Source organism: Acetobacter sp. P5B1 (assembly GCF_018811985.1).
Taxonomy (GTDB): Bacteria; Pseudomonadota; Alphaproteobacteria; order Acetobacterales; family Acetobacteraceae; genus Acetobacter; species Acetobacter cerevisiae.
Genome location: NZ_JACRVS010000007.1, coordinates 73,837 through 99,587 on the forward strand (window position 1 = coordinate 73,837; position 25,751 = coordinate 99,587).

Annotated in this window: 26 protein-coding genes, 1 tRNA gene and 1 riboswitch; of the genes, 9 read left to right on the forward strand and 18 right to left on the reverse strand. The window is 59.0% G+C overall.

Annotated elements, in window-relative coordinates:
• Nucleotides 1-28 precede the first annotated feature (28 nt).
• From KP703_RS06145 to dnaE, 4 genes are all read right to left on the reverse strand, one after another.
• Nucleotides 29-400: a hypothetical protein gene (locus tag KP703_RS06145; RefSeq protein WP_215754146.1), complete on the reverse strand. Its 372-nt coding sequence runs from the start codon at nucleotides 398-400 to the stop codon at nucleotides 29-31.
• A 114-nt stretch (nucleotides 401-514) separates the two neighbouring features.
• The gene (locus KP703_RS06150) at nucleotides 515-1,339 is read right to left on the reverse strand and encodes an aminotransferase class IV (RefSeq protein WP_215754147.1); all 825 of its coding nucleotides are present in this window, start codon (nucleotides 1,337-1,339) and stop codon (nucleotides 515-517) included.
• Entirely contained in the window at nucleotides 1,336-2,751 is a 1,416-nt protein-coding gene (gene pabB, locus KP703_RS06155; RefSeq protein WP_215754148.1) for an aminodeoxychorismate synthase component I, read from the reverse strand. The genes KP703_RS06150 and pabB overlap by 4 nt, the downstream gene beginning before the upstream one ends.
• Nucleotides 2,752-2,764: 13 nt before the next feature.
• Nucleotides 2,765-6,184: a DNA polymerase III subunit alpha gene (gene dnaE / locus KP703_RS06160; RefSeq protein WP_215754149.1), complete on the reverse strand. Its 3,420-nt coding sequence runs from the start codon at nucleotides 6,182-6,184 to the stop codon at nucleotides 2,765-2,767.
• A 91-nt stretch (nucleotides 6,185-6,275) separates the two neighbouring features.
• On the opposite strand from dnaE, the gene KP703_RS06165 reads away from it, so the two are divergent.
• The gene (locus KP703_RS06165; protein WP_215754292.1) at nucleotides 6,276-7,370 is read left to right on the forward strand and encodes a cobalt-precorrin-5B (C(1))-methyltransferase; all 1,095 of its coding nucleotides are present in this window, start codon (nucleotides 6,276-6,278) and stop codon (nucleotides 7,368-7,370) included.
• Between the two features lies 1 nt (nucleotide 7,371).
• Here the strand turns inward: KP703_RS06165 and cobM are convergent, their stop codons facing one another.
• Genes cobM through cbiE form a run of 3 tightly spaced genes read right to left on the reverse strand, consistent with a single transcriptional unit; the run spans nucleotide 7,372 to nucleotide 9,727 of the window.
• Entirely contained in the window at nucleotides 7,372-8,124 is a 753-nt protein-coding gene (gene cobM, locus KP703_RS06170) for a precorrin-4 C(11)-methyltransferase (RefSeq protein WP_215754150.1), read from the reverse strand.
• Nucleotides 8,121-8,507, reverse strand: a complete 387-nt coding sequence (locus KP703_RS06175) for a cobalamin biosynthesis protein (RefSeq protein WP_215754151.1) — start codon at nucleotides 8,505-8,507, stop codon at nucleotides 8,121-8,123. The genes cobM and KP703_RS06175 overlap by 4 nt, the downstream gene beginning before the upstream one ends.
• Nucleotides 8,504-9,727, reverse strand: a complete 1,224-nt coding sequence (gene cbiE, locus KP703_RS06180; RefSeq protein WP_215754293.1) for a precorrin-6y C5,15-methyltransferase (decarboxylating) subunit CbiE — start codon at nucleotides 9,725-9,727, stop codon at nucleotides 8,504-8,506. The genes KP703_RS06175 and cbiE overlap by 4 nt, the downstream gene beginning before the upstream one ends.
• 127 nt (nucleotides 9,728-9,854) lie before the next feature.
• On the opposite strand from cbiE, the gene KP703_RS06185 reads away from it, so the two are divergent.
• Complete coding sequence (locus KP703_RS06185; RefSeq protein WP_215754152.1) at nucleotides 9,855-10,661, forward strand: cobalt-precorrin-6A reductase; 807 nt, start codon at nucleotides 9,855-9,857, stop codon at nucleotides 10,659-10,661.
• Here the strand turns inward: KP703_RS06185 and cobJ are convergent.
• From cobJ to cobG, 4 genes are read right to left on the reverse strand one after another with little or no spacing between them, the layout of a single operon-like run.
• Nucleotides 10,631-11,389: a precorrin-3B C(17)-methyltransferase gene (gene cobJ, locus KP703_RS06190; RefSeq protein ID WP_215754153.1), complete on the reverse strand. Its 759-nt coding sequence runs from the start codon at nucleotides 11,387-11,389 to the stop codon at nucleotides 10,631-10,633. The two genes, KP703_RS06185 and cobJ, sit on opposite strands and share 31 nt — an antisense overlap.
• A complete protein-coding gene (locus KP703_RS06195; protein ID WP_215754154.1) occupies nucleotides 11,386-12,111 on the reverse strand; it encodes a precorrin-2 C(20)-methyltransferase in 726 nt (241 codons plus the stop codon). The genes cobJ and KP703_RS06195 overlap by 4 nt, the downstream gene beginning before the upstream one ends.
• Nucleotides 12,111-12,740 carry a precorrin-8X methylmutase gene (locus KP703_RS06200; protein ID WP_215754155.1) on the reverse strand — a complete coding sequence of 210 codons (630 nt, stop codon included), beginning with the start codon at nucleotides 12,738-12,740 and terminating at the stop codon, nucleotides 12,111-12,113. Before KP703_RS06200 ends, KP703_RS06195 begins: the two co-directional genes overlap by 1 nt.
• Before the next feature lie 2 nt (nucleotides 12,741-12,742).
• Complete coding sequence (cobG, locus tag KP703_RS06205; protein ID WP_215754156.1) at nucleotides 12,743-13,975, reverse strand: precorrin-3B synthase; 1,233 nt, start codon at nucleotides 13,973-13,975, stop codon at nucleotides 12,743-12,745.
• Nucleotides 13,976-14,101: 126 nt separating this feature from the next.
• A riboswitch (cobalamin riboswitch) is annotated at nucleotides 14,102-14,347 on the reverse strand.
• Nucleotides 14,348-14,468: 121 nt separating this feature from the next.
• Here cobG and KP703_RS06210 point away from each other — a divergent pair.
• The 3 genes from KP703_RS06210 (at nucleotide 14,469) to KP703_RS06220 (ending at nucleotide 16,840) form a co-directional block, all read left to right on the forward strand.
• Nucleotides 14,469-15,524, forward strand: coding sequence for an aldo/keto reductase (locus KP703_RS06210; RefSeq protein WP_215754294.1), 1,056 nt, complete (start codon nucleotides 14,469-14,471; stop codon nucleotides 15,522-15,524).
• Between the two features lie 96 nt (nucleotides 15,525-15,620).
• Nucleotides 15,621-16,460 (forward strand): pantoate--beta-alanine ligase, encoded by an 840-nt coding sequence (gene panC, locus KP703_RS06215; protein ID WP_215754157.1) that lies wholly within the window; start codon nucleotides 15,621-15,623, stop codon nucleotides 16,458-16,460.
• A 29-nt stretch (nucleotides 16,461-16,489) separates the two neighbouring features.
• Nucleotides 16,490-16,840, forward strand: coding sequence for a RidA family protein (locus KP703_RS06220; RefSeq protein WP_061501652.1), 351 nt, complete (start codon nucleotides 16,490-16,492; stop codon nucleotides 16,838-16,840).
• A gap of 275 nt (nucleotides 16,841-17,115) precedes the next feature.
• Here KP703_RS06220 and KP703_RS06225 read toward each other — a convergent pair.
• Nucleotides 17,116-17,191, reverse strand: a tRNA-Asn gene (locus tag KP703_RS06225).
• A gap of 121 nt (nucleotides 17,192-17,312) precedes the next feature.
• Here KP703_RS06225 and KP703_RS06230 point away from each other — a divergent pair.
• Entirely contained in the window at nucleotides 17,313-18,359 is a 1,047-nt protein-coding gene (locus tag KP703_RS06230; protein ID WP_215754158.1) for an ABC transporter substrate-binding protein, read from the forward strand.
• A 4-nt stretch (nucleotides 18,360-18,363) separates the two neighbouring features.
• Here KP703_RS06230 and KP703_RS06235 read toward each other — a convergent pair whose 3' ends face one another.
• Nucleotides 18,364-19,278 (reverse strand): DMT family transporter, encoded by a 915-nt coding sequence (locus tag KP703_RS06235; protein ID WP_215754159.1) that lies wholly within the window; start codon nucleotides 19,276-19,278, stop codon nucleotides 18,364-18,366.
• Between the two features lie 26 nt (nucleotides 19,279-19,304).
• Here KP703_RS06235 and KP703_RS06240 point away from each other — a divergent pair, with 26 nt between their 5' ends.
• Complete coding sequence (locus KP703_RS06240; RefSeq protein WP_215754160.1) at nucleotides 19,305-19,862, forward strand: helix-turn-helix domain-containing protein; 558 nt, start codon at nucleotides 19,305-19,307, stop codon at nucleotides 19,860-19,862.
• An 18-nt stretch (nucleotides 19,863-19,880) separates the two neighbouring features.
• Here the strand turns inward: KP703_RS06240 and KP703_RS06245 are convergent, their stop codons facing one another.
• From KP703_RS06245 to gluQRS, 3 genes are all read right to left on the reverse strand, one after another.
• A complete protein-coding gene (locus tag KP703_RS06245) occupies nucleotides 19,881-21,086 on the reverse strand; it encodes a pyridoxal phosphate-dependent aminotransferase (protein WP_215754161.1) in 1,206 nt (401 codons plus the stop codon).
• 4 nt (nucleotides 21,087-21,090) lie between these two features.
• Nucleotides 21,091-22,293, reverse strand: a complete 1,203-nt coding sequence (locus KP703_RS06250) for a pyridoxal phosphate-dependent aminotransferase (RefSeq protein ID WP_215754162.1) — start codon at nucleotides 22,291-22,293, stop codon at nucleotides 21,091-21,093.
• Between the two features lie 195 nt (nucleotides 22,294-22,488).
• Nucleotides 22,489-23,370, reverse strand: a complete 882-nt coding sequence (gluQRS, locus tag KP703_RS06255; RefSeq protein ID WP_215754295.1) for a tRNA glutamyl-Q(34) synthetase GluQRS — start codon at nucleotides 23,368-23,370, stop codon at nucleotides 22,489-22,491.
• Nucleotides 23,371-23,590: 220 nt separating this feature from the next.
• On the opposite strand from gluQRS, the gene KP703_RS06260 reads away from it, so the two are divergent.
• Nucleotides 23,591-24,154 carry an HNH endonuclease gene (locus KP703_RS06260; RefSeq protein ID WP_043553596.1) on the forward strand — a complete coding sequence of 188 codons (564 nt, stop codon included), beginning with the start codon at nucleotides 23,591-23,593 and terminating at the stop codon, nucleotides 24,152-24,154.
• 6 nt (nucleotides 24,155-24,160) lie between these two features.
• On the opposite strand, the gene KP703_RS06265 is transcribed toward KP703_RS06260, so the two are convergent.
• Together KP703_RS06265 and KP703_RS06270 are read right to left on the reverse strand one after the other, a co-directional pair.
• Entirely contained in the window at nucleotides 24,161-24,427 is a 267-nt protein-coding gene (locus KP703_RS06265) for a hypothetical protein (protein WP_062141565.1), read from the reverse strand.
• Between the two features lie 183 nt (nucleotides 24,428-24,610).
• The gene (locus KP703_RS06270; RefSeq protein WP_062141467.1) at nucleotides 24,611-24,823 is read right to left on the reverse strand and encodes a heavy-metal-associated domain-containing protein; all 213 of its coding nucleotides are present in this window, start codon (nucleotides 24,821-24,823) and stop codon (nucleotides 24,611-24,613) included.
• A 203-nt stretch (nucleotides 24,824-25,026) separates the two neighbouring features.
• Between KP703_RS06270 and KP703_RS06275 the strand changes: the two genes are divergently transcribed.
• Nucleotides 25,027-25,707, forward strand: coding sequence for a hypothetical protein (locus tag KP703_RS06275; protein ID WP_215754163.1), 681 nt, complete (start codon nucleotides 25,027-25,029; stop codon nucleotides 25,705-25,707).
• Nucleotides 25,708-25,751 lie beyond the last annotated feature (44 nt).

Consider the following 25,751-nt stretch of genomic DNA (forward strand, 5'->3'; position numbering starts at 1 on the left):
CCGGGGAACAAAGGGCTCCAGAATATTTTTATTTAGGCGAATGCGGCAGGGGGTAGTGCTTACGGGGTTTGGTCGGCTGATCCGGCTTTTCGGTTTTGGGGCCCGGCGTTGTGGTGCCGCGGTTCGTCGTCGCGTCCTGACCATTGCCACCATTGGACGGCGGCTGCGTCCCGGGCTGTTCAGCCTCGGTACGGGGGTTGTTCCAGAGTTTATGAGACGGCTCGACCCGATTGCCGTTCTCGTCCTTGGCCGCAGGCGGCACCTTACCAACCTGAGACGCCGCAGAATTTGCGGTCGGCGCGCCGGGAACCGAATCACTCTGCGTTGTCTGCGCCAACGCAAGCGTCGGGGCCATCAGCATGGAAACAGCCAGAGTCATGGAATACAGTTTTGAAGACATGGGATATCCTCCCGTTCAAGATGTAGATACGCACTCCTGCCTCTAACGAGGCCTTTCCGGAAAGGTTGCCTTTCCTTATTTACAGAGCACACCTGCCAGAACGGAAAGGCGGCCTCACGCTCCCCCACATGCGGGCAGCGGTATGTCCAGCGCAGCACATAGCCTGCTCAGACCGGCCGCGGACTGCCGGACAGAGGCACCATCAAACGCCTTCACCTGTCGCACACTCAGACTGTTAATCAGGTAAAGTCCCTCTGCGGCCTTCAGTCGCGCCAGAGAGAGAGGATCTTCCCGCAACAGCCCCGCCTGCAACAGCACGGCCCGCGCAACTCCCGGCAATGCCCCCTCCCCCACCGAAGGCGTAAAAAACTCGTCCCCCTCCTGAATCACCACCGTGCTGATGGGGGTTTCCGCCACTCTTCCGCGCACGTTCAGCAACAGGGCTTCATCACACCCAGCCCGCATGGCCTCCTGCCGGGCCAGAATATTAGGCAGATAATTCAGGCTTTTCAGACGATTTAAGGGGGATAACTCATCACGCCGAATGGTTTGGCTTGTCATGAGGGAGACCGATGACACTGTTGCCTGCCCTGCCGTAGCCGTCATAAAAACGGTAGGTTCTCCCTGCTGTAGCGGCAAAAGCCCTCTCGGAGCCACACCCCGTGTGACTGTCAGACGGGCAGAGCCGTTTTGCACATCCGTTGCCAGCAAAAGCGCCTGCGCGGCCTGCGCCACTGTCACCGCATCAGGAACTGCCAGCCCAAGCACCGCTCCTCCATGCTGCAAACGCTGCATATGCAAATCCAGATGGCATACACGTCCATTGTGCACGCGGAGCGTTTCAAACAGGCCATCCCCCAGCGTCAGCCCACGGTCAGCCAGACTGACATGCGCCTGCGCAGCCTCACACAGATGCCCATTCAGCCAAACCAGACTCATGCCTCATCTCCAAAAAGTGCCCGGAAAGGAGCCAGTTTCAGGCGCATTTCTTCATATTCCTTTTGAGCGTCAGAAAGGATGGTAATCCCCCCACCTGCGGCCAGTGTCAGAGAGTCCGTTCTCCGGACAAGGGTTCGAATAATCACGGAACTTTCCAAACGACCATCTACCCCGACACAGAGCACGCTCCCGCAATAAGCCCCACGCGGAGAGGCTTCCAGTTCTTCAATAATTTCCATAGCCCGATGCTTGGGGGCGCCCGTCACAGAGCCGGGTGGCAGGGTAGCACGCAGCAGGTCAAACACATCCCGCCCGGCCTCCAGTTCTCCCCGCACTTCAGACACCAGATGATGCACATGGGCAAAGCGTTCCACCCTGAGAAATTCCGGCACGCTCATGCTCCCAACCCGCGCCACACGGCCGATATCATGCCGCATGAGGTCCACAATCATCAGGTTTTCAGCCCGTTCCTTGTCATCTGCGCTCAAACCAGCCGCAAAAGCGTCATCCTCTTCCGGCGTCTGCCCGCGCGGGGCTGTACCCTTGATGGGCCGGGATGTCACAACGCCCTGCGCGTCACACTGCAAAAACCGCTCCGGTGACGTGGAATGTAACGCGTATCCCGCCCCGCAGGACAAATACGCCCCAAAGGGGGCCGGAGCCTTCTGACGCAGAGCCAGATACAACGCCGTATTTGAAAATTCTTTTGGGAACGCAGAAAAACAGCGCCCCGTGATATTCACCTGAAAAATATCCCCGGCGGCGATATATGCTTTAGCGCGCTCTATGGCCTCGCAATACGATGCGCGGGACTGATCGAGACGCAACTGCACCCGAGGCACATCTGGCAAATCAACCGAGCCCTCAGGCACAGCCTCCCATGCCGTGATATGCGCCGTAACCTGCTGGTCCCCAGCGGTATCCTGATCCCCCTCCAACACAACGCCCGCGATAAACGCACGTTTTGAAAGACGATCCCACACAAAGGCATGATCGTAAAAACCGGAAGCCCAGTCCGGCTCATCCTGCGCAGAGTGACGGGGCGCAATATGTTCCAACTGCTGCCCGAGACCGTATCCTGCAAACCCGACCCATCCACCGGAAAATGGCAGCTCGGGCATTCCCTCTGGCCCATCTGCGCGGATAACAGCAGACGGCATGGCCTGCCGTAACCGGGCAAACAATGCATCTGGCGTAAAGGGAACAGGCGGTTCGGCATTCTGAAAAATCTGCCCACCCTGCACCACAAGAATCTGACGCGGCGTTCGGCAAAAAATCTGCCAGCGACTGCGGCCTTCTACCGGTCCGCCGCTATCCAGAAACGCACACCACGGCGCATCTCCCCATGCTGCAAACACAGCCTCTGGCTCACGCCAGGCCAGTTCCTTTACCCAGACCCGTGCCGTGACCATATGTTTTGCAACCTCAGACCTGTTCTACGCGGGAAATACCTTCCAGCATTTTGAGCCTTTGCCCCAGAAGCGGTGTAACCCGATACCCACCGCGCAAACGGATTTCCACATCACAGGTTTCTGCAACGCCCGGCAGCAGGACAATCCGGCTGGAACCGCCTTTCTGTTCAGTCAGAATTTCATTCAGGCGCGGTAACGCGCCTTCCTGCTCTACCCAAATCCGCAACTCACTTTTTGCCTGCGCTGCGGCCTGCTCAAGCTCCACAATATCCGTCGCTGTAATGCGCATTGCCTCGCCTTCCAGCTTCAGGTCCGCCGTCACCAAAACAGCAGTGCCAGCCGTAAGACTTTCACGCACACGGGTCAGAACTTCAGAAAACACGGTCACTTCACAGCCACCGGAGGAGTCTGAAAGCCGGACCCATGCCATCTTGTTGCCGGTGCGGGTCGGGCGTTCCTTACGGTCCACCACACAGCCCGCAATGCGCACACGGCCTACCCCGGCTTCCGCCGCTGAGAGCAGACCAGAACAGCGCGTCACATCCAGCCGACGCAGCACGGTGCCGTAGGAATCCAGCGGATGGGCCGTCATATGGAAGCCAATCGCTTCGGCTTCCATGGCCAGACGCTCGAACTCCGGCCAGTCCTGACATTTTGCAAGACGTAGCGGCTCAACATGGCCACTGCCGCCAAACAGGCCAATCTGGCCAGACGCAGCCTCCTGCGCCTGACTTTGTGCACGCCGTAAAATGGTATCTGCCGAGTTAAACGCCAGCGCCCGGTTTTTATCCAGACATTCAAACGCCCCGGCTTTTGCCAGATTTTCCATTTGCATGCGATTGATCTGCTTGGGGTCAATCCGCATGGCAAAATCTGCCAGATCCTTGAACGGTTTGTTCCCACGCGTTGCCACAAGAGCTTCCATCGCGCTGAACCCAACCTTTTTGACGGCTGCCAACGCATAACGAATCCCATGGGTGCCATCTGGCAACGTCTCGACCGAGAAGTCCGCTTCGGATTTATTCACATCCGGCGGCAGAACCTTAATGCCCATCCGCTCGGCTTCCTGCCGCAGAGCCGCCAGCTTTTCCGTCCGCTCACGCGCCAGAGACATACAACCAGCAAGGAACGCCACCGGATGGTTGGCCTTCATCCACGCTGTCTGATACGAAACGAGTGCGTAAGCAGCGGCATGGGATTTATTGAAGCCGTAGTCAGCAAATTTCGCCATGAGGTCAAACACCTCAACGGCTTTATCCCGATCAATCCCGCGCTTGACGGCCCCTTCCGTGAAAATCTCGCGCTGGGTATCCATTTCCGCACGGATTTTCTTACCCATGGCACGCCGCAGCAAGTCAGCACCGCCGAGGCTGTAGCCCGCCATTTTCTGGGCAATCTGCATCACCTGTTCCTGATAGACCATGATGCCATAGGTCTCTTCAAGAATATCGCGGAGTTCCTCGTGCGGCGGTTCCCACGCTTCCCCGTGCTTTCTGCGGCAATAATCAGGAATATTCGCCATTGGGCCGGGACGATACAGCGCCACAGCCGCAATCAGATCTTCCAGCCGGGTGGGACGCATCTGTTTGAGAACATCACGCATCCCAGCACCTTCAAACTGGAAGACGCCGGCCGTATCGCCGTTACTGAGCATGTCGTAGGTGGCCGGGTCGTTCAGCGGAATACGGCTGAGATCAACCTCAATCCCCATTTTCTTGAGGAAGCCAACGCCCCTTTGCAAAATGGTCAGCGTGGTCAGCCCCAGAAAGTCGAACTTGACCAGCCCCGCCTGCTCAACAAATTTCATGTTGTACTGCGTGACAAGCATGTCGCTTTTCGGGTCTCGATAGAGCGGCACCAGCTCTACCAGAGGCCTGTCGCCAATCACCACACCGGCGGCGTGGGTACTGGCATGGCGGAACAACCCTTCAATCTGCTGGCCAATTTCCAGCAGGCGGCGCAACGCTTCATCATTGTCGCGCATTTCCTGAAGTTTCGGCTCTCCGGCAATAGCTTCCTTCAGTGTGGTCGGTTTAGCCGGGTTGTTTGGAATAAGCTCCGCCACCCGGTTGACCATGCCGTACGGCAGACCCAGCACACGCCCCACGTCACGCACCGCAGCACGCGCCTGCAACTTACCGAAAGTGATAATCTGCGCCACACGGTCTGGCCCGTATTCCCGGCGCACATAGGCAATCACCTCGTCTCGCCGGTCCTGACAGAAATCGATATCAAAGTCAGGCATGGAAACACGTTCGGGGTTTAGAAACCGTTCGAACAGCAGGTTGAAGGGGATCGGATCGATATCTGTAATGGTCAGCGCCCATGCCGCCAGAGAGCCTGCGCCCGACCCACGCCCCGGCCCCACCGGAATATCGTGTGCCTTCCCCCACTGGATGAAATCCGCAACGATCATGAAGTAACCGGGGAACCCCATGCGGGAGATAATATCCAGCTCAAACGTCAGCCGGTCTTTATATTTCTGCCGGGTTTCCTCATCCATGGTCATGCCGGAAAGGCGTTTTTCCAGCCCTTCCCACGCCATCGCGCGCAGCGTTTCGTCTTCCGTCGCTCCTTCACGCACTTTTGGGCAAACTGGCAGCAGCGGCTTGCGGGTTTCAACTTTAATCGCGCAACGCCGGGCGATTTCCAGCGTATTGTCACAGGCATCCGGCAAATCAGCAAACAGAGCGCGCATCATTTCCGGCGGTTTGAACCAATGTTCCGGCGTCACACGCCAGCGGTCCCGCTCCGCCATGGTCCGACCCTGCGCGATACAGATCAGCGCGTCATGCGCCTCGTACATTTCCGGGCGCGGGAAAAAACATTCATTGGTCGCCACCAGCGGCAGGCCAAACTCGTCCGCCAGCGCCAGCACACCCGGCTCCACCGCTTTTTCCACCGCCAGATTGTGGCGATGCAGCTCGACAATCAGGCGGTCACCAAAGGCTTCCTTCGCCTGCGCCAGCCAGCGTTCCGCCTCGTCCTTCTGCCCATCGGCCAGCATCTGGAAGACCGGCCCGCGCGTGCCGCCCGTCAGCAACAGCAGCCCTTCCGAACGCTCACACATTACCTCCATGCTGATCACCGGATCAGCCGGGTCGGACTCTCTAAAGCCTGTGGAAGACAGATATTGCAGGTTGGCCAGCCCTACCTCGTTCTGCGCGAGCATAACAATCGGCTCAGACGGAGATCCGGGCTTGTCGTTACGAGACGGCAGGCCAAGCTGGCAGCCAATAATCGGCTGAATGCCGCTTTTGCTGGTATACTGGGAGAATTCCAGCGCCCCGAACAGATTGCCCGAATCCGTGATAGCCACGGCGGGCATTCGCATCTCTTTGGTCAGAGAGACCATCTCCGGCACACGAATGGCCCCCTGACTAAGGGAGTAGGCGGAATGGACACGGAGATGAACGAAATCGGCGTAAGACATGCGCCTTTCTATCACATCCTGCGGGGCCTTCGTCACCTTACAAATGCTTATCTGGATACCGCCCCGCGCCCGGATGCTTTACAACCGCCCTATGGAACATACGGGAACAGAGCTACGCCGGGGCTGGACCACCGGAAGCTGCGCAACAGCCGCCGCAAAAGCCGCATGGCTGATGCTCCTGGGGCACGAGCCTCCGGCCAGTGTGACCATCACGCTCCCTAGCGGCCAACGCCCCACCTTTACGCTCTGCCGCACTGGTCTGGACCACGGGCATCCCTTTGCCGAGGTGGTGAAAGATGCGGGTGATGACCCGGACATCACCCACGGGGCCGTTATCCGCGCCACGGTTCGCCGCCTGCCTGCGGGTTCCGGCGTGCAGTTTCGGGCTGGCCCGGGTGTTGGCATGGTCACACGCCCCGGCCTGCCCATTCCCCCCGGTGAGCCAGCCATTAATCCCACCCCGCGCGCCATGATCCGCACAGCCCTGACCGAAGCCAACGAGGGCACCCTTCCTGACGCAGAGGTCACGCTTTCCATTGAGGATGGGGCCAGACTGGCGGAGCGCACCCTTAACAGCCGCCTTGGCATTACCGGCGGCCTTTCTGTTCTGGGCACAACCGGCATTGTCGTGCCGTTTTCCTGCGCTGCATGGATCGACAGTATTCATCGCGGCATTGATGTCGCCCGCGCAGAAGGCCTGCCGCATATTGCAGGCTCTACCGGCAATGTTTCAGAAAAGGCTGTACAGAAAGTCTATGATCTGCCCGATACCGCGCTAATTGAAATGGGGGATTTTGTCGGCGGTATGTTGAAATACCTGCGCCGCCACCCCGTACCACGCCTGACCATTGCGGGCGGCATTGCCAAAATGACCAAACTTGGTCAGGGCAAGCTGGACCTGCACTCCAAACGCGGACAGGCCGACATGGCAGCACTTGCACAGCTTGCCGCAACAGGCGGCGCACCTGCATCCGTAACAGACGCCATTGCCGCCAGCCCCACCGTAGCCGAGGCTTTCCTGTTAGCTACAGCCGCACATATCCCGCTCGGCACCCTCATCGCACAATCCGCCTTGCGCACGGTTCTGGAGACCCTTGCCCCAGCCCCCTGCGCGGTGGATGTGATGGTGTTTGACCGCTCAGGCCAATGTGTTGGACAGGCTGGCCCTTCCCTGCCCCAAACCTGATTTAACTCCGGAAACGCCGCCGATAATCCGGGTCATACAAAGCGCTTTCCCGAAAGTCTTTTTCCGCCAGAGCAGGTCCCACTAGCACGAGAGCTGTGCGTTCCACCGGGTTTTGCGCCAGTTCTGCTTCAATCGTGCTCAGTGTGCCGCGTAACACGAGTTGATCCGGCCATGTCGCCCGCGCCACAATGGCGACAGGGCAATCTGCCCCGTAAAAAGGCGTCAGTTCCTGCACGATCTTTCCCAGCGCATGAATGGCCAGATGAATAGCCAGCGTCGCACCTGTGGTCGCAAACGCCGCCAGTGTTTCACGCTCCGGCATAGCGGATGCCCGGCCCGTCATACGCGTCAGCACAACACTCTGGGCCACACCCGGCATAGTCAATTCCCGCCCCAGAACAGAGGCCGCAGCCGCAAAGGCGGGTACACCCGGCACCATGCTCCATGGAATCCCCAGCCGGTCCAGCCGACGCGTCTGTTCCGCAACGGCACTGTAAATGGACAAATCGCCTGAATGCAGGCGGGCTACATCGTGCCCTTCCGCATGAGCTTTGGCATATTCCGCTTCAATCTCATCCAGAGAAAGCGGGGCCGTATCCACCAGCCGCGTGCCCTCGGCGCAAAATTTCAGCATATCCGGCGGCACAATGGAGCCTGCATACAGGCACACCGGGCAGCGCTCCAGCAGATCGCGCCCCCGAAGCGTCAGTAAATCCGCAGCCCCCGGGCCGGCCCCAATAAAATAAACCGTCATTTCGTTTCCTCTCCTTCCGCCACCGCACAGGTTATGCCCGCATGCGCTTGCCGCAGCACGCGCAACCACACTCCAGCTCCAGCTCCAGCTCCAGCCAGTGCACAGCCTTCTGCCACAGAGGCAAAACCTCTTTCCTGCAAAGCTCTTTCTGAAACTGTTTGGCAAATATTCTGCACGCCCCGCAATGCGTCATCCGAAACCCAGAACAGAGGGACGCCAAGCAGCGAGGCCACGTCCTCCGGTAACGCTTCACCGTGCCGAAAGCCCGGAACTGCCAGATATGTCAAAGCAGTGGCCTTATTCTCTTGCACCACCTGCCGCACAAAAGTCGCTGCCTCGGTCGCGCTGGCCGAGTTGCTCCATCCCATCCCGGCCACGCTCATGGAAGATCTTCCGGTTTCGACACCACCCACTGCGTCACACTCATAGCCGGACGGAAGCCGTGCATCTGCCCAACCCCTTCCATGCGGGAGACTGCCAGACGGGTCAGTGTGCCGCCCCATTCCTGCACCGCCTGCATCAGCCGTGCTTCCGTTTCCATCACCACGGCATTAACCACAAGTCGACCGCCGGGTTTGAGAGCCTCCCATGCGCCTTCCAGAACATCAGCACGACTTCCGCCTCCGCCAATAAAAATAGCATCCGGGCGTTCCAGATTTTCAAAACCCTGTGGCGCACGCGCTTCCACAACCTGCAAATCGGGCACACCCAGCTTTAGAGCGTTCCGGGCGATCCGTGCAGCCCGTTCCGGCACGGGTTCAAGCGTGATGGTGCGGCAGGACGGGTCTGCCAGCATCCACTCAATCCCTACAGAGCCAGAGCCGCCCCCCACGTCCCACAGCAATTCCCCGGCACGCGGGGCAAGAGACGAAAGCGTCACGGCACGAATTTCGCGTTTCGTCATCTGCCCGTCATGCTCGAAGCAGGAATCCGGCAGGCCCGAAGTCAGAGAAAGGCTAAACGTCCGGCTGTCCGGTACAATCTCCAGCGCCAGAATAGTCAGCCTGCCGGGAGTGACGGGCACACCGTGCCGCGCCTCAAAATCATACCGCCGTTCTCTTGGGCCGCCGAGCGCTTCCAGCCCATGGCAACGTGTGCGCCCAAAGCATGACTCCGTCAGCCATTCCGCAACCTGAGCCGGAGACTGCTCATCCGCACACAGCACAATCAGCCGCGCTCCGGGCTGCAAAAATGGCCTCATACGCTGCATAGGCCGCCCGCACAAAGACACGACCCGACAATCCTGCAAGGCCCAGCCAAGACTCGCACAGGCCAGAGACATGGACGAGGCCGCAGGCAAACACAGCATTTCCTCCGGGGGCACATACCTGGCCAGCGTTGCACCAACGCCATAGAAAAACGGATCACCAGACGCCAGCACCACGACCGGCATGCCCCGACGGGCCAGAACAGCCTCTACACCTTTTTGAAAAGGTGACGGCCAGACCAGCGTTTCTCCCTGAATATTCTCAGCCGCCAGTTCCAGATGCCGTGCGCCCCCCACAACATACGACGCATGAGAGAGCAGTGTGCGGGCAGCAGGACTCAGGCCGTCCAGCCCGTCCTCCCCAATACCGATCAGCGTCAGCCAGACATCAGACATCACATCTCTCTCCCCGGTTCCGCGCTGCCCTCGTCACGCTCATCCTCTCTCGGAGCCTCCAACTTGCAGAAACCCCATGCCGGTCGCTATGGAAAGACCCATACGTTCCTTCAGGATACAGCACGCCATGCCCCTCTCTGCTGCCTCTGCACCCCTGCCCGTGCTGATTCTGGGCGGCACGACGGAAGCCTCGGGCCTGTGCCGTCTGCTGGAACATGAGGCTATTTTTGCCCCCACACTCTCTCTGGCTGGCGTGACCAAAAACCCGCATCTGCCCAATATCGCTGTGAGGATTGGCGGATTTGGAGGCGTGAAAGGACTGAAAGACTGGCTGCATCATCATGCTATTCAAGCTGTGATTGACGCCACGCACCCGTTTGCCGCCACCATGAGCCAGCATGCCGCCAAAGCCTGCGCAGACCTGGAGCTCCCGTTGCTTCGGCTGGAACGCCCGGCGTGGCTCCCCACTGCGGAAGACCAGTGGCACAGTGTCCCCAGCCTGACCGTAGCTGCCAGCCTGTTGGCGGCCCCCGCAGGTTATGGCCAGCACCCCTTGCGGGTTTTTCTGACAACCGGACGCAAGGAGGTCGCACCGTTCTGCGCTGCCCCGCAACACACCTATCTGCTGCGCTCCATTGATGCACCAGACCCAACCAGCCTGCCCCCGCACACCACATGCCTGTCCGCGCGCGGACCGTTTGATTACGCGGCAGAACTGGCGGTGATGCAGGCGCATCATATTGATATTCTGGTCACCAAAAACTCTGGCGGAACGGCAACCTTTCCAAAACTGGAAGCGGCTCGCACCCTGCATTGCCCGGTGATTATGGTTGAGCGCCCGCCACACCCTGCCTGCCCGAGAGTAGACACGCCGAAAGAGGCTATGGCGTGGCTGCAAACGCATCAGACCGCCTCAACCTTGCGCGACGTATAAAACCACACGCTCCCGTCTGGACGCGGGATCAGATGACTGGCTACACAGCCAATCAGCACCAGCGTGCTCATATCCGCCCATGTGGCATCAGCTTCTGCCAGAGTGGACAAACGTACGGCCTCATCTTCCCGCCCCATGGCCCGCGCAAAAGCAACCGGGATTGATCCCGGCAGGCATCCGCGCAAATGGTCCAGAGCCTCGCCCAACTGCGTCGGGCGTGCTTTGGAGCGCGGATTATACAATGCAATCACAAACCCGGCCTCTGCAGCCAGAGACAGCCTGCGCAAAACAACAGACCAAGGCTTGAGGTTATCAGAAAGCGACATCACACAGAAATCGCCCCCCAGAGGCGCTCCCAGCCGTGCCGATGCAGCCAGAACCGCGCTGACACCGGGGACAACCGTAATCTCAAGCCCGCGCCATTCCTGCGGCCCATGGTCTACGGCCTCAAACACGGCGCTGGCCATGCCGAACACGCCTGCATCCCCACCGGACACGACAGCAACATGCCGCCCCTGCATGGCCATTTCCAACGCATGACGCGCCCGCTCAAGTTCCACCCGGTTATCCGAACTGTGCCGCACAACTGATGCAGGCGCCTCAACGCGCTCCACATACGGCCCATAGCCAACCAGATCCGTCGCCCGACTGAGCGCCTGATTAGCCTGTGGCGTGCGCTGTAGCACATTGCCCGGTCCCAGCCCGATAATGCTGACAGACCCCGTCATCGGACACCCTTTCTGCCAGGAACCAACGCCAGTGAAAAATAGGGCGCAGGCCCTTCCTGCTCTGCCAGAGGCAAACACCGCGCCTCTGGCTGTGTGCCGCGTTCCACATAAACAGCTTCTGGCAAACGCCCTGCCTGTGTCAGCGCCTTACGTAATTTTGGCATATTGCGGCCAATCTTCATCACCACAGCGGCATCGGCCTTTTCCAGCCAGTGCGCCAGATCCTCTTCCGGCATGGTGGCGGGCAGCACGCACAACACATCATCCCCATGCGTCATAGGCCGCGCCGCCTGTGACCAGCATCCGCTCATGGCGGAAATGCCCGGCACAACCTGCGTTGCAAACCGGCTGCGCAAGCGGTCAAACAGATACATAGCTGAGCCATACAGAAAGGGATCACCTTCGCAGAGCAGAGCCACATCCTTCCCCTGTTCCAGAACGGTGGCCAGATCCTGCGCGCAGCGGTCATAAAACGCGTTCATGTCCGTATGATATGCGGGATCTTTGACGGAAATCTCGGTTGTAAACGGATACGCCAGCCGGATTTCCTGCGTGGTTGGGGCAATATGCGCCTGTGCAATACGCCGGGCATGACCCTGCGTGTCATGCCGACAGAAATACGCCACCGCCGGTGCTGCTTGCAGGACTTTCACTGCCCGTAGCGTCATCAGGTCCGGGTCACCCGGCCCGACACCCACCACATGCAACGTGCCGTGCGCCATCACTCAACCTCACTTGCAAGTGCGTTCACGGCCGCCGCGGCCATGGCGCTGCCTCCCAGCCGCCCGTGCACAACCAGCCATGGAACATCGTGTCTTTTTGCAAGAGCGTCCTTGGATTCCGCAGCGCCCACAAAGCCGACTGGCAAACCGATAATAGCCGCAGGCTTCGGTGCACCGGCATCCAGAAGTTCCAGCAAGTGGAACAACGCCGTGGGGGCATTACCGATTGCTACCACGGCCCCGGCCAGTTTCTCCCCCCACAAATCCAGCGCGGCAGCGGAGCGCGTATTGCCAATCTCCTTAGCCAGTTCCGGTGTGCGGGTATCCCGCAGGGTACACACGACCTCATTCTCCGCAGGCAGACGGGCACGGGTAATACCATGCGCGACCATCTCGGAATCACAAAGAATAGCACAGGATTTTTTAAGGGATGCTCTTGCTGAAGAGACGAAATCCTCCGTCATCGCCACAGACTGCGCCACATCCACCATGCCGCATGCATGAATGATCCGGACGACGATTTGCGCCTGCTCAGGCGAAAAGCCGCGCAGGTCCGCTTCTGCCCGGATGGTGGCAAAGGAGCGTTTATAAATAGCGGCTCCATCCCGAATATAATCATAAGCCTGCATATTCAAACGTCTCCTTTAGGCAGAGCCTGCAAAAAAGCTCTTACATCTTCAGTTTTTGGCAGAATACAAATCGGCTCATCGCTGGCCGTGCCCTGCAGCACCATGCCATAGCCCTCACTCCCGGCAACCAGCGTGACCGTTGCGGCACCGGGATGCGCACAGCCCTTACGACAGCCCGATACATGCAGATCGGCTTTATCCGGCAGGAACGGCGCAAGGACCAGCGCATCGCGCCCCACATCTCCAGCAGCCTGCGCACATCCCGGCGCGCCAATGCAGGCATAAACGCGCAGGCGTGCATCATCAGGGTGCGTGATCATTCCAGAAATTTCAGGATTTTTTTTCAGACCGGCAAAAACAAGCCCAGACCATGCCGTCATCCGCAACACGCCATCTCCTTGCTGCGCAACGTGCGCACAGGCGCGAAGCGTTGTAGCCGTCAGACGCCCTAGCGGCGCTACGGCAGCATAAGCTGAGCCTGTCAGATGGCCTGCCCGCGCGGCAAGAAGGCTTCCGTTCTGCATTTCTGCCCCGGCGGCTGACACGCCCCTAAGTCCAATTTCTGCAAACAGCTGTTTCCCGATAGCTGGCTCGCGAAGAGGCCGCTGCGTTTCACCGCGTTTTACAAAAGCCTCCGCCAGAGCAAGGGCTATCTGCACGCCCTCATGCACGGTCTGCGGCTCTGAGCAGCTACTCCCACACACCACGCGCCAGCCAGCCTCTGAGGATGCCGTGCTTTCAACAGCCTGAAGCATAATATCGGCACGCAGAGATCCTGTCGGGAAAAATCCGCCGCCATCAACGCAAAAACCAAATTTATCAGGCAGGGCAGAAAGAGACGGATGGTCTATCAAGCCGCTCCGTAGAGCGTCAGCACACAGCATAGTCTCTGTCGCACAGGCAGGATCTATCCCCGCCAGAGGAGAAACCTGAAGAGCAAGGCGTCGCTCGGTTTCCGGGTCAGCCTGTCCCAGACCAGCCGCAATCATACGCTGCGGGAAAGCGTGCGCTGCTTCCAGACTAAAGCCGCGCAGTTGCACGTTGCCCCGGTTGGTCAGGCTGATCTGTCCATTGCCGTCCTGTTCCGCAACATCTGCCAGCAGATGGGCCTGCGCTGCTGTCATCCGGCCCAGAGGCGGACGCACGCGCACCAGCCAGCCGTCCGCCGCCTGCATGGGCGCAAACAGGCCGGGACACCATCCTTTGACCACAGGTGCAGAAAATGCGGCCGACATGAACACCCTTCAGGCAACACACCGCACAAAGCGGCATGGGGGTGCAGTTCCAAGGCCGCCCGGACAAGCCAGACGGTAGCGCGCATCGCAACGCGCCATCACGCACTGGACACCCCGCCAGGCATGACACTCCAGAAATCAGATGGCAGGTCTCCTGGCTGATGACACAAAACCACCGGTTTTCCGGGGGCTTCTCACTCGTTCCATACCTTCCCGGAGAGGTCTCCAGTGGTACAACACCCTGTGGCAGAGTGCTGGAACAAGCCTGATGTCACATACAGTTGCGGGGGCAGCGACGGCCAAGAAACAGCGGAGTTCTCACCGTACTTCCCTTTTCATCCCAAAGCGGGAACCATCGCGTCCTGTTAAGCAGGCTCTCCGGGAGATGTCAAAACACTGTGTACGCAGCCCTGCACTCTTGAAACAAAGGCCCTGAGCCGTCAGCTCTCAAGGGGCTCATACCTTACCCGCCACACGCACGGAGAACAGAATGATGCAGTATCGCCAGCTCGGTCGGTCCGGCCTGCGTATTTCCGCCTTTACCCTTGGCACCATGACATTCGGGGGCAAAGGCTCTTTTGCCAAAACCGGCAATACCGATACAGCGGGGGCCCGCCGCCTGATTGACCTGTGTCTGGATGCTGGCATCAACATGTTTGATACAGCAGACGTCTATTCCACCGGAGAGTCTGAAACCATTCTGGGAGAAGCCCTGAAAGGTCGCTCGCAGGAAACTCTGGTGACGACCAAAGCCCGCTTTCGCATGCAGGACGGTCCGAATGGGGAAGGCTCTTCCCGCCTGCATCTGATTGCCGCGTGTGAAGCCAGCCTGAAGCGTCTGGGCCGGGACCATATTGATCTGTACTATCTGCATGAATGGGACGGCCTTACCCCACTGGATGAAACGCTGGAAGCGCTGGATACCCTGACCCGTGCGGGCAAAATCCGCTATGCAGGCGTTTCCAATTTCTCCGCATGGCAGGTGATGAAAACGCTTTCCGTCGCTGAACGGAACCGGCTGATTGCCCCTGTCTCCCAGCAGATTTATTACTCCCTGCAGGCGCGGGATGCGGAGTATGAACTACTGCCCGCCGCTGTTGATCAGGGGCTTGGGGTGCAGGTCTGGAGTCCGCTGGCAGGTGGCCTGCTGTCCGGCAAGTATCGCCGTAACCAGCCCACCCCGCAGGGCCGCCAGCTTGAAGATTTTGGTGAACCGCCGGTGCATGACAAGGAAAAGCTGTTCGATATTGTCGAAGTGCTGATTGCTGTTGGCGAAGAGCATGGCGTATCCGCCGCCCAGATCGCTCTGGCATGGACCATGCACCGGCCGGCTATTACGTCCGTCATTATCGGCGCGCGCACGGAAGACCAGCTAAAAGACAACCTGAAAGCTGCCGAACTGGTGCTGTCGGAAGACCAGTTGAGCCGCCTCAATCAGGCCAGCCTGCCGCCCCTGCTTTATCCATACTGGCATCAGGCCAGCACTGCCGCCAGCCGGTTGAGCGCTGCGGACCGGGTGCTGCTGGAACCGTTCCTGAAAACACAGTAAGACGGGCGCAGGCCGGACAGCCGCCCTCCTCGGTTTTCTCGTGCATAAACCGTGCGGGCGGCTGTCCTTCCCTTTTATCGCAAACCGGGATGCGTCATGAAGCTTGTGAGAACCAGACACGAACTGGCCGAAATTGTCACGCAGTGGCACCATGAGGGTGAAACAATCGGGCTGGTGCCCACCATGGGGTCTTTGCACGAAGGCCATCTGACGCTGGTGCGCGCACTGGACGGCAAAGCCACCCGCCGGATTGTGACGATCTTCGTCAACCCGATCCAGTTCAACAACCCGGATGATTTCCAGCTTTACCCCCGCGGTCTGGAGGCCGACGAAGCGCTTCTGGCAGAAACCGGCGTGGTGGACGTTCTGTACGCCCCGGATGAAACGCAGATCTACCCGCCCGGCTTTTGCACCCGTATCAGCGTGTCCGGCCCTGACCGGATGCTGTGCGGCGGAGACCGGCCCGGCCATTTTGATGGCGTTGCAACAGTTGTCACCAAGCTGTTCATGCAAACCCGTGCCGACATCGCGGCTTTTGGGGAAAAAGATTTCCAGCAGCTCTGCATTATCCGTCGGGTGGTGACGGATCTCGACCTGCCTCTCACTATCCTGCCGGTTCCCACCGTGCGGGAAGCGGATCATCTGGCTTTATCCTCACGGAATAAACGCCTCACCCCGGCCCAGCGGGAACAAGCCAGCCATCTGCCGAAGGCTCTGATGGACTGCCTTGCGGCTCTGAAAGCTGGCCAGCCTGTTACCGCCGCTCTGGAACACTGCACACAGACCCTGAAAGATGCGGGTTTTACCGTGCACTATCTGGATCTGCGCTCTGAAAAATCACTTGGCACTGTTGAAAAGGCTGAGGTCGGTTCGCGACTTTTTGTCGCCGCCAGTCTGGGCGATGTCCGGCTGATTGATAACATGCCGGTGGTCTGAAACCATTTTGCACACACAGGGAAAACCCCATGACGATTACACGCCTTGACCCCGAAGAACGCCTGACAGGCGCAGTAATTTATAACGGACTGGTGCATCTGGCCGGCCAGGTCGCAGATGATGCCTCTGCGGATGCAGAAGGGCAGATGGCGGACATTCTGCGGCAGGTTGATGCCCTATTGGCCAAAGCGGGCACAGATAAAAGCCGCCTGCTCTCCGTGCAGATTTTTCTGGCAGATATGAACGACATGGCGGGCATGAACCGGGCATGGGATGCCTGGCTGGACCGTGACAACAAACCTGCCCGCGCCACCGTGGAAGCCAAACTCGCCAACCCGGACTGGCGCGTGGAACTGACCGGCATCGCCGCTCTGCGCTGAGGCTGACAAAAAGGCTGCTTTCTTCCGGGTGAAACGGAAAAGAGCAGCCTTTCTGGTTTCATAAACACATAGCGCCGCCCACAGCGGATTTGCCATGACGGATGCTTTGAACGGATTTTTTGGGAAGCATGAAGAGCGCAGCAGTCTGGGACTGAAACGGTCAGCCAGAACGCGTTCCACTGGAATCAGAACAACAGACCTCTCGACGCAAACTGCATAGCAAAATGCCATAGCTTACAGCGTAAAAATCTATTTTGAATTTTAAGAAGAAAGGCTGGCTCCCGAAGTAGGACTCGAACCTACGACCCAGCGATTAACAGTCGCTTGCTCTACCAACTGAGCTATTCGGGATCAGCGAGGCATCGTATAACCGTGATCCGGGGGTGCCGTAAACCCCCTTTTTTCATTTTTTTTGTGTTGCATGTTTTTATGAGCAGACGACGCTGAAAACCCCGCGTGGTAAGAAAGAAGCATGAGCGCACAAGGACCTTCCTCCGACCCGGCCTTCCGCCGCCGAATTGTTCTGACCAGCCTTGCCGGGCTGGCCATAGCGGGAGCCGTGGGTGCGTTTGAACACCACGCGCATAATCGGCCACCACGCAAGCAGCCGGATGGCCAGTATCGCAAACTCAAGCTGATCTGGCCGCACTCGGACACAGCCCCGGTGCTGGCCGTGGCGTATCAGAAGGGGTTTTTTGCCCGCTACAGTCTGGATGTGGAAAGCGTTTCCACCCCGCAAAATGGGAATGAGGCACTGGATGCGTTGGCGGCCGGTAAAGCGGACTATGCCGTCGCGCCTGCGTTAACCTGGCTCCCTCGTCTGTATGGCGGTCTGCCTGCCAGCCTCATACTGGGCATTCAGCCCGGCACGTTCCGCCTGCTGGTGCGGCGGGGGGCAAACATCACCCGGCTGGACCAGCTTGTGGGTCGCACAGTGGCCATGCCGGATAAGAATGCTGCGGATAAATTTTTCTTCGCCATCATGATGCGCCGCAAGGGCATTAATGCCATGGGCGGCATTACCTGGACTGATATGCCAGCAGACCAGATGGTTGACTCCGCCCGCGCGCGCACCATTGATGCCGTCGTGGCGCATGACCCGCTGGCCTGGCAACTGCTGAACGGCCATGCGGACCTGTTTTCTGAACTGGTTGGCAGCAATACGGGCCATTATGCGGACCGCACCAGTCTGATCCTTGGAGCCTCAAAGGCCGCGCTGGACACGGACCCGGATGCTGCAACCGCGTTGACTCTGGCTCTGCGCGATGCCGCAAAATGGGCCAATCAGCACCGGGATGAAGCCGCGACACTCGTCGCCGATGACTCCGCAGATGTCAGCACCGACGCCATGCGCGCCATGCTGCATCATCAACCCGCCATCAGCCCGGTGACGGGTCATGCACTACGCGAGCAGATGGCCCAGTATTGTGATGAATTGCAACTGATCGGCCTGCTCCCCGATACAGAAGCTGCCTCTGCGATTGCCCGGCGTTCGACCCGCAATGTGCTGAACGGCTGATTTGTCAGGGCAGTTCAGGGTCTTTCTTACGACGCGGCAACCGGATTTCACTCGCCAGAACCCCCAGCACAATCAGCCCAGCGCCCGCTATGGCCAGTGGCGGCAGACGCTCTCCGGCAATACGCCCCACAAGTCCGGCCCAGACCGGCTCCCCTGCGTAAATAACCGTCGCCCGCGTGGCGGAAATGGTTTTCTGCGCCCAGTTCATAGCGAACTGGATCACCGCACTCATCACCCCCAGCCCCACGCCGGACGCCACCCACACCCATGAGAAAGCCGGGATATGTTCCCCCGCTACCGGCATGAAGGCCAGCGCCAGAATGCCAGCCACCAGCAACTGCACAATGGTCACGCGGCGACTATCCACGCGCAGCGCGTAGCGGCTGATCAGAATGATTTCACCCGCTATGGAGACCGCACCAAGCAAGGTCGCAATCTCACCGGGGCTGAAGCTCAGGCCGCTGGCGGCGTCCGGCCCGGTCAGGCAGATCAAACCGACGAAAGCAATCAGAACGCCCACCCAGCTCATCATATGCGGCCTGCGTTTGAGCACGGCCCACTGCAAAAACGGCACCATCGGCACGTACAAAGCCGTGATAAAAGCGGACTGACTGCTGGAAATGGTTTTCAGGCCCAGCGTCTGGAAGGTGTAGCCCAGAAAGACGCCAACCCCGATCATGCACCCGGCCTTCAGCTCATACCGTGTCATCCCCGCCAGCGATTTGCGGAACAGCAGCAAAGACATCAGGCCTGCCGTAAGAAACCGTACGCCCACAAAAAACAGCGGGCCAGTATGCTCCATGGTATGGTGGATGATCAGGAACGTTGCCCCCCACAGCATGGTGATCAGGACAAGTATGATCTCCTGTTTCGACAGGAACTTGACGTGAGAGCCAGAGGCGGGTGGAGTCTTGATCATAGTTAGCAGCGTATATGGGCACTATAATGCACAATCAACCCCCACGATCTGATGTTTTGAAATATGTGGGGACAAATCTGCGTCGCCTGCGCAAAGACGCTGGCCTCAGTCAGGAAGCTCTGGCCAATGCATCCGGCATCAGCCGCCGCATGATTGTGAGTCTGGAAGCCGGGACCGCCAATATCAGTCTGGGCAGTCTGGACCGTCTGGCAGAAGCACTGGACACAACCTTTCTCAAACTGGTGAGCAATCCGGACCGCGAATTACGCCGCATTGAGGAAGTGATGTGGCGGGGTAAAACACCCTCCAGCAAAGCAACCTTGCTTGGGGCAGCCCCCGCCCGGCAGGATACGCAGCTGTGGCTATGGTCTCTTGCACCGGGGGAACGCTATGTGGCGGAACCCGACCCGGAAGGCTGGCATGAAATGATTTTTGTGCTGGAAGGGACACTCACCATTGAGTTCGATACAGAGACTCAGCTTGTGAATGCTAATGATTTTACAATTTACAACAGCGCCCAGAATTATGCCTACCTGAACGCAGGCAAGAAAACCGTGCGCTTCCTGCGCACGGTTTCATCCTGAAGAAAAAGGGCGACCTGTTCAGCGCAGATTGCTAACAAAACGCTCCAGACGCTGACAGGCTTCCATCAGGTCGGCATCGCTGGTGGCACAAGACAGACGCAGGTAGGGCGACTGCCCGAAGGCACTCCCCGGCACGGCGGCAACATACTCTTCTTCCAGCAGCGCCAGCGCGAAATCATGATCCGTTTCCAGCCGGGCACCGCCCACGCTGGTCCGCCCCAGACACCCGGCCACACCCGGGTACGCATAAAATGCGCCTTCCGGCATGGCACAGGTCAGACCGGGAATGCGACGCAGAGCATCCACCACCATCTGTCTGCGGCGGCCATAGGTTGCGGCCATTTCCTGCACCAGATCCGCCGGACCATCCAACGCCGCCGCAGCAGCAGCCTGCGCAATGGTGCAAATGCCGGACGTGGCATTACCCTGCACCCCCCGCATGGCGGCAATCAGGTCTTTCGGCCCACCGGCAAAACCGACGCGCCAGCCTGTCATGGCATAGGCTTTGGACACACCATTCAGCGTGATAATGCGGTCTTTCAGATCGGGTGCCACAGCAGCCAGTGAGGCTGAACGCACACCGTCAAACACCAGATGCTCGTAAATCTCGTCCGACAAAACCCAAAGATCAGGATACTGACGGACGATTTCAGCAATCGCCTCCAGCTCCTGCGCCGTCATCACCGCACCGGTCGGGTTATTGGGAAAGTTCAGCACAAGCCAGCGCGACTTCGGCGTGAGGGCCGCAGCAAGAGCCTCGGCTTTCAGCTTGAAGCCATCTTCCTCACGGCACGGCACCGTGACCGGCACACCGCCAAACATGCGGGCAATTAGCGGATAGCTGACCCAATAGGGTGCAGGCACAACCACTTCATCACCGGGGTTCAACGTCGCCATAAAGGCGTTGAAAATCACCTGCTTGCCGCCATTGGAGACCATGATCTCATCCGGCGCGTAATCCAGACCGTTTTCCCGCGTGAACTTGCGGGCAATAGCGGCTTTCAGGGCCGGTGTGCCGTCAACCGGCGGATATTTGGTCTGCCCGGCCAAAGCCGCCGCATGGGCAGCTTCCACCACGGCAGGCGGCGTGGGGAAGTCCGGCTCCCCCAGTGCCAGAGAAATAACCGGCTTGTCTTCCGCCCGCAGCGCACGGGCACGACGCGCCATTTCAATAGTGGCAGGAGCGGGCAGCCCCTCCAGCCGACGGGCGAAAGACCGGGCCATACTCTTAAATCAACCCTTTGCAGAAGCGCTGGATGCGGGTGCAGGCTTCACGCAGGCTTTCCGTATCCGTGGCGTAGGAAATGCGCATGTAATCCGGATACATGAAGGCCGAGCCATGCACGGCTGCAACGCCTTCTTCTTCCAGCAGGGCCGTGACAAAATCCTCATCCGTTTCCAGCTTGCGGCCACCGGGGGAGGTTTTGCCGAGGCAGCCTTTGACGGACGGGAACACGTAAAACGCCCCTTCCGGCTTGTCACACTCCAGGCCTTCGGCCTCGTTCAGCATGTCCACAACCAGATCGCGCCGCGCCTGATAGGTTTTGACCATTTCACAAATAAAGTCCTGCGGGCCGGTCAGCGCTTCAACAGCCGCGGCCTGTGCGATGGAGCAGGTATTGGAGGTGGACTGACCCTGAAGCTTGTTCATCGCTTTGGTCAGTTCCACCGGCGCACCGGAGAAGCCAATGCGCCAGCCTGTCATGGCATAGGCTTTGGACACACCATTCATGGTCACGGTGCGGGAACGCAGCAGCGGCTCCACTTCCACAAACGTGGCCGGACGGAAGCCGTCATAGGTCAGTTTGGCGTAAATATCGTCCGTAAACACCCAGACATGCGGATGGCGCAGCAGCACGTCGCACAGCGGGCGCAGATCTTCCGCAGAGTACGCGGCCCCGGTGGGGTTACAGGGAGAGTTCAGAAAAACCCATTTGGTACGAGGCGTAATGGCAGCTTCCAGCTCTTCGGCTGTCAGCTTGAATCCATTTTCCCGACGGCACGGCACAATGACCGGCACGCCTTCGGCCAGCGTCACGATATCCGGGTAAGACACCCAGCACGGAGCCGGGATAATGGCTTCATCGCCCGGGTTGAGCGATGCCATCATGGCATTGTAAATTACCTGCTTACCGCCGGTGGAGACGATGATTTCTTCCGGCATGTAATCCAGACCGCTATCCAGCCGGAAGCGGTCCGCCACGGCTTTACGCAGCGCGGGCGTGCCAGCCACATCGGTGTAGCGGGTCTGGCCGTCTTCAATCGCCTTCATGGCGGCGCGGGCAATATTGTCAGGCGTGCGGAAATCCGGCTCACCAGCCGAAAGGCTAATGATATTTCGCCCCTGCGCCTTAAGCTCACGCGCTTTGGTCGAAATAACAATCGTCTGGCTCGGGCTGATCCTGTTCAGACGGTCAGCAACAATGCTCATAATCCCAACACTTCCTGACACATTATGCCATCGGCCCCGCCTTGTGCTGCCGGAACAGAGCCTGATGGAGATAAAAAACCGGCAAGGGCCAACACACTAATGCGCTTCTGCCTCCGGCGGAACCGGCGAAACCGCGTCTGTCGTCAAATTTTATGAAAAATCATTTAAAAATGACTGGAGGAAATCTCAGACGGCTCACCCAAAAACGCCGGGATACCCGGCAGCCTGCCGCACCTCTTCCGGTGTCATCCCTGCGTCCCGCATCGCACGAACAGCTTTGGCTCCATCCCGTTTGGAAAGACGCCGCCCCTCCGCATCACACAACAACGGATGAAACAGATAAGCCGGTGCGGGCCAGCCCATAAGGGCCTGTATCAACCGGTGCAAGTCCGTCGCGGGGCGCAGATCCTCCCCGCGTGTGACCAGCGTGACGCCCTGTGCGGCATCATCATGCGTGACACACAGATGGTAAGAGGCAGGCACATCCCGTCTGGCCAGCACAACATCCCCAAACAACTCCGGCTGGCAATAGACAGTGCCGCGCTCAAGGTCTGTATAAGTCAGCGGCCAGTTGGATGAAGCCTGTGCCCTGACCCGCTCCAGCGCCCGCGCCATATCCAGCCGCAACACATGCGGCTTTCCCTCCGCCAGAGCGGCGGCCCGTGCGTCTAGCGACAGATGGCGGCAGGTGCCGGGGTAGCGCAGACTGCCATCGGGCGCGGCATGCGGGGCGGACATCATGCCCGCAGACTCCCGCGCAATGTCAGACCGGGTGCAGAAACACGGATACAGCACCCCCATCTGGTCAAGCTGCTCCAGCGTTGCACGATAGGCGGCCATATTGGCAGATTGTCGCAAAACAGGACGGGCAGAGCGTAAGCCGAGCCACTCCAGATCTTCCAGCAGAGCCGTGGCGTAACTCTCCCGGCAGCGTTGCGGGTCAATATCTTCCATCCGCACAATCCAGATGCCGTTCGGCTCTTTATGGGTCCAGCCTGCCAGAGCAGATGCCACATGCCCCAGATGCAAAAAGCCGGTGGGGCTGGGAGCAAAACGGGTCACCCATGAGGACTCCATCATGAGACACACCTGAGGAGAACAGCACGCATAAAACTCTCACAAAATGATAATAATACTGTTTTGTTAAATACTTAGGCCATTTCTTGCGGGAAACCAATCTATCTGCAATACTCAGCCCAACACTGATCTCGACGACGCACTTCTGACGGCGTTCTGTTACGAGTTTTTACGCCAGCTTTTGGAAGTTGCGCCCTCACCTGCACCAAGGAGGCGCGTCTTGGCTGACGGCAGTACGATAAATTTCCCTGCTCTGGTGTTGAATGCGGATTTTCGTCCGCTCTCCTACTTTCCACTCTCTTTATGGTCCTGGCAGGATACCATTAAAGCTGTGTGCCTCGACCGGGTTTCGGTGCTGAGTGAGTATGATGCGGAAGTGCATTCCCCCCACCAGACCTTTCGCCTCCCCAGCGTGATTGCGCTGAAGGACTATGTGCCGTCTGCCCGCAAACCGGCCTTTACCCGTTTTAATGTTTTCCTGCGTGACAATTTTTCCTGCCAGTATTGCGGGGACAAGCACCCCACGCAGGACCTGACGTTTGACCACGTCATCCCCCGCTGCAAAGGCGGTCGCACCACGTGGGAAAATGTCGTGACGGCCTGCGGGATCTGTAACCTGCGCAAAGGCCCGCACCTGCCCCACAGCATCAATATGCTGCCCCGGCAGCGCCCTGTGCGCCCCACCTCATGGCAGTTGCAGGATAACGGTCGGGCCTTCCCGCCCAATTACCTGCATGAAAGCTGGCGTGACTATTTGTACTGGGACACAGAGCTGGACAGCTGAGCGCCTTTATTTGGTGTAGCTGTAACCGTATTCATCCGCCTGCTTCTGCAGGTCCGGCGCATCTTTCAGATTCAGCGGCAGCGGGTGCGCGCCTTTTTCACCCAGAATGAAGTTGTGGTTACTCATACGCTGGCAGGTATTGGCCGCCAGCGGGAAACTGAGGAACATCGGGCCTTTCATCTGATTTCTCAGGCAGGACACATCCGTATCCAGCAAAGGCTTACGGCCTATTTCAGAAGAACATCCGCCCAGCAGCGTAAGGCCGGTGAGCATAATTCCAAAGCCGATTGTCTTCTTGTTCCGTCTCACAACCACGCTGACCTTTTCCTCGCCACTCTGCGCCGACATCCAAACGCCGGATAGGGCTGCCTACCCTGCCATGCCTTGCGTTGTGCGCCTAGTATAAGGCTTGGCAAATCGCCCCCGTGCGGACCGCATGACAGAGCCGGTTTTGCTTTATCCGACGTCGAAACCCGCCCCAAGAATGGCGTTCTGCAAGGAGGAAATCCCTGCTCTTGCAGGATCATACACAATTTTCACCTCGCCCGTGGCAAGGTTGACGTCTGTGCTTTGCACCCCATCCACAGCAGCCAGAGCCCGTTTTATGGCGGAGACGCAACCATCACAGGTCATGCCTTCCACCATAAAGCTTGTTTCTGTGGTTGCCATTGTCACGTTATCCCTTGTTGAAATCTGATTTCTGGCTACTTGCCGCCAGAACAAACCGCATTCTAGACCATCCGCTGCCCTTGCCAAAAGCCCTGCTCCGGCCAAACGTGTTGATTCCTCTTCAGACGGGGCCAGAGTTACAAGAGCGGTCTTTTGCGGGTGCCCCCTCGGCAGAGCACGTTGTGCAGAGTAAGATGCTCCCCATGCCGGATATGCCCTCTCTTTCTGCCGCGTTGCAGCCTCAGCCTGAACCCTGCTGGCGGGATACGCCGGTGCATCGCCTGATGTTGACAGCCCTGCTGAAAGAACTGGACGCCACACTCCTCAGCACATCCAGCGCCACCCGGACGTTGGAAGACTGGAGCATGCGGCATCATCTGGCTCCCACCCCGATAGTACGTGCCATCTGCCAGAAAACCCCTCCTCGCCCTTGCCCGGCAGCACTGCGAGATGCCCTACGCCTGCCTGCAGAGGCCGCGCCAGACACCCTGCGTTACAGACATGTCCGGCTAATGTGTGGAAATCTCACGCTCTCGGATGCAGAAAACTGGTATCTGCCCAGCCGCCTGACGGATGAGATGAATAGAGAGCTGGATACCACTGAGACCCCGTTCGGGCGCGTCACAGCCCCTCTGGCCTTTACGCGCCGCCTTGTGCAGGCCGAGCGCGTGTGGTCTCCGCTGCCGTTGGGGTGGGAACTTACCCCCCTGCCGACAGGCTCAGATCAGCCTTTGACTTTTCCGCCTGTCCTGTTCCGGCATCATGCCGTGCTGTCCCGGCAGGATGGCACGCCCATCAGCGCGGTGATTGAAAGCTATACAGCCGGAGCCTTCTGCTTCCCGCCGCCGGCCATGCCAGACGTGCCTCAAACCTCCGCCCCATAAAAAAAGCCTGAACCCACAAAGCAGGTTCAGGCTTTAGCTATCAG

Excerpts from the sequence above, each read along its gene's own strand:
- KP703_RS06145 (WP_215754146.1), bottom strand. The coding sequence starts at position 400 with ATGTCTTCAAAACTGTATTCCATGACTCTGGCTGTTTCCATGCTGATG.
- KP703_RS06150 (WP_215754147.1), bottom strand. The coding sequence starts at position 1,339 with ATGAGTCTGGTTTGGCTGAATGGGCATCTGTGTGAGGCTGCGCAGGCG.
- pabB (WP_215754148.1), bottom strand. The coding sequence starts at position 2,751 with ATGGTCACGGCACGGGTCTGGGTAAAGGAACTGGCCTGGCGTGAGCCA.
- dnaE (WP_215754149.1), bottom strand. The coding sequence starts at position 6,184 with ATGTCTTACGCCGATTTCGTTCATCTCCGTGTCCATTCCGCCTACTCC.
- KP703_RS06165 (WP_215754292.1), top strand. The coding sequence starts at position 6,276 with ATGGAACATACGGGAACAGAGCTACGCCGGGGCTGGACCACCGGAAGC.
- cobM (WP_215754150.1), bottom strand. The coding sequence starts at position 8,124 with ATGACGGTTTATTTTATTGGGGCCGGCCCGGGGGCTGCGGATTTACTG.
- KP703_RS06175 (WP_215754151.1), bottom strand. The coding sequence starts at position 8,507 with ATGAGCGTGGCCGGGATGGGATGGAGCAACTCGGCCAGCGCGACCGAG.
- cbiE (WP_215754293.1), bottom strand. The coding sequence starts at position 9,727 with ATGTCTGATGTCTGGCTGACGCTGATCGGTATTGGGGAGGACGGGCTG.
- KP703_RS06185 (WP_215754152.1), top strand. The coding sequence starts at position 9,855 with ATGCCCCTCTCTGCTGCCTCTGCACCCCTGCCCGTGCTGATTCTGGGC.
- cobJ (WP_215754153.1), bottom strand. The coding sequence starts at position 11,389 with ATGACGGGGTCTGTCAGCATTATCGGGCTGGGACCGGGCAATGTGCTA.
- KP703_RS06195 (WP_215754154.1), bottom strand. The coding sequence starts at position 12,111 with ATGGCGCACGGCACGTTGCATGTGGTGGGTGTCGGGCCGGGTGACCCG.
- KP703_RS06200 (WP_215754155.1), bottom strand. The coding sequence starts at position 12,740 with ATGCAGGCTTATGATTATATTCGGGATGGAGCCGCTATTTATAAACGC.
- cobG (WP_215754156.1), bottom strand. The coding sequence starts at position 13,975 with ATGTCGGCCGCATTTTCTGCACCTGTGGTCAAAGGATGGTGTCCCGGC.
- KP703_RS06210 (WP_215754294.1), top strand. The coding sequence starts at position 14,469 with ATGCAGTATCGCCAGCTCGGTCGGTCCGGCCTGCGTATTTCCGCCTTT.
- panC (WP_215754157.1), top strand. The coding sequence starts at position 15,621 with ATGAAGCTTGTGAGAACCAGACACGAACTGGCCGAAATTGTCACGCAG.
- KP703_RS06220 (WP_061501652.1), top strand. The coding sequence starts at position 16,490 with ATGACGATTACACGCCTTGACCCCGAAGAACGCCTGACAGGCGCAGTA.
- KP703_RS06230 (WP_215754158.1), top strand. The coding sequence starts at position 17,313 with ATGAGCGCACAAGGACCTTCCTCCGACCCGGCCTTCCGCCGCCGAATT.
- KP703_RS06235 (WP_215754159.1), bottom strand. The coding sequence starts at position 19,278 with ATGATCAAGACTCCACCCGCCTCTGGCTCTCACGTCAAGTTCCTGTCG.
- KP703_RS06240 (WP_215754160.1), top strand. The coding sequence starts at position 19,305 with ATGCACAATCAACCCCCACGATCTGATGTTTTGAAATATGTGGGGACA.
- KP703_RS06245 (WP_215754161.1), bottom strand. The coding sequence starts at position 21,086 with ATGGCCCGGTCTTTCGCCCGTCGGCTGGAGGGGCTGCCCGCTCCTGCC.
- KP703_RS06250 (WP_215754162.1), bottom strand. The coding sequence starts at position 22,293 with ATGAGCATTGTTGCTGACCGTCTGAACAGGATCAGCCCGAGCCAGACG.
- gluQRS (WP_215754295.1), bottom strand. The coding sequence starts at position 23,370 with ATGGAGTCCTCATGGGTGACCCGTTTTGCTCCCAGCCCCACCGGCTTT.
- KP703_RS06265 (WP_062141565.1), bottom strand. The coding sequence starts at position 24,427 with ATGCTCACCGGCCTTACGCTGCTGGGCGGATGTTCTTCTGAAATAGGC.
- KP703_RS06270 (WP_062141467.1), bottom strand. The coding sequence starts at position 24,823 with ATGGCAACCACAGAAACAAGCTTTATGGTGGAAGGCATGACCTGTGAT.
- KP703_RS06275 (WP_215754163.1), top strand. The coding sequence starts at position 25,027 with ATGCCGGATATGCCCTCTCTTTCTGCCGCGTTGCAGCCTCAGCCTGAA.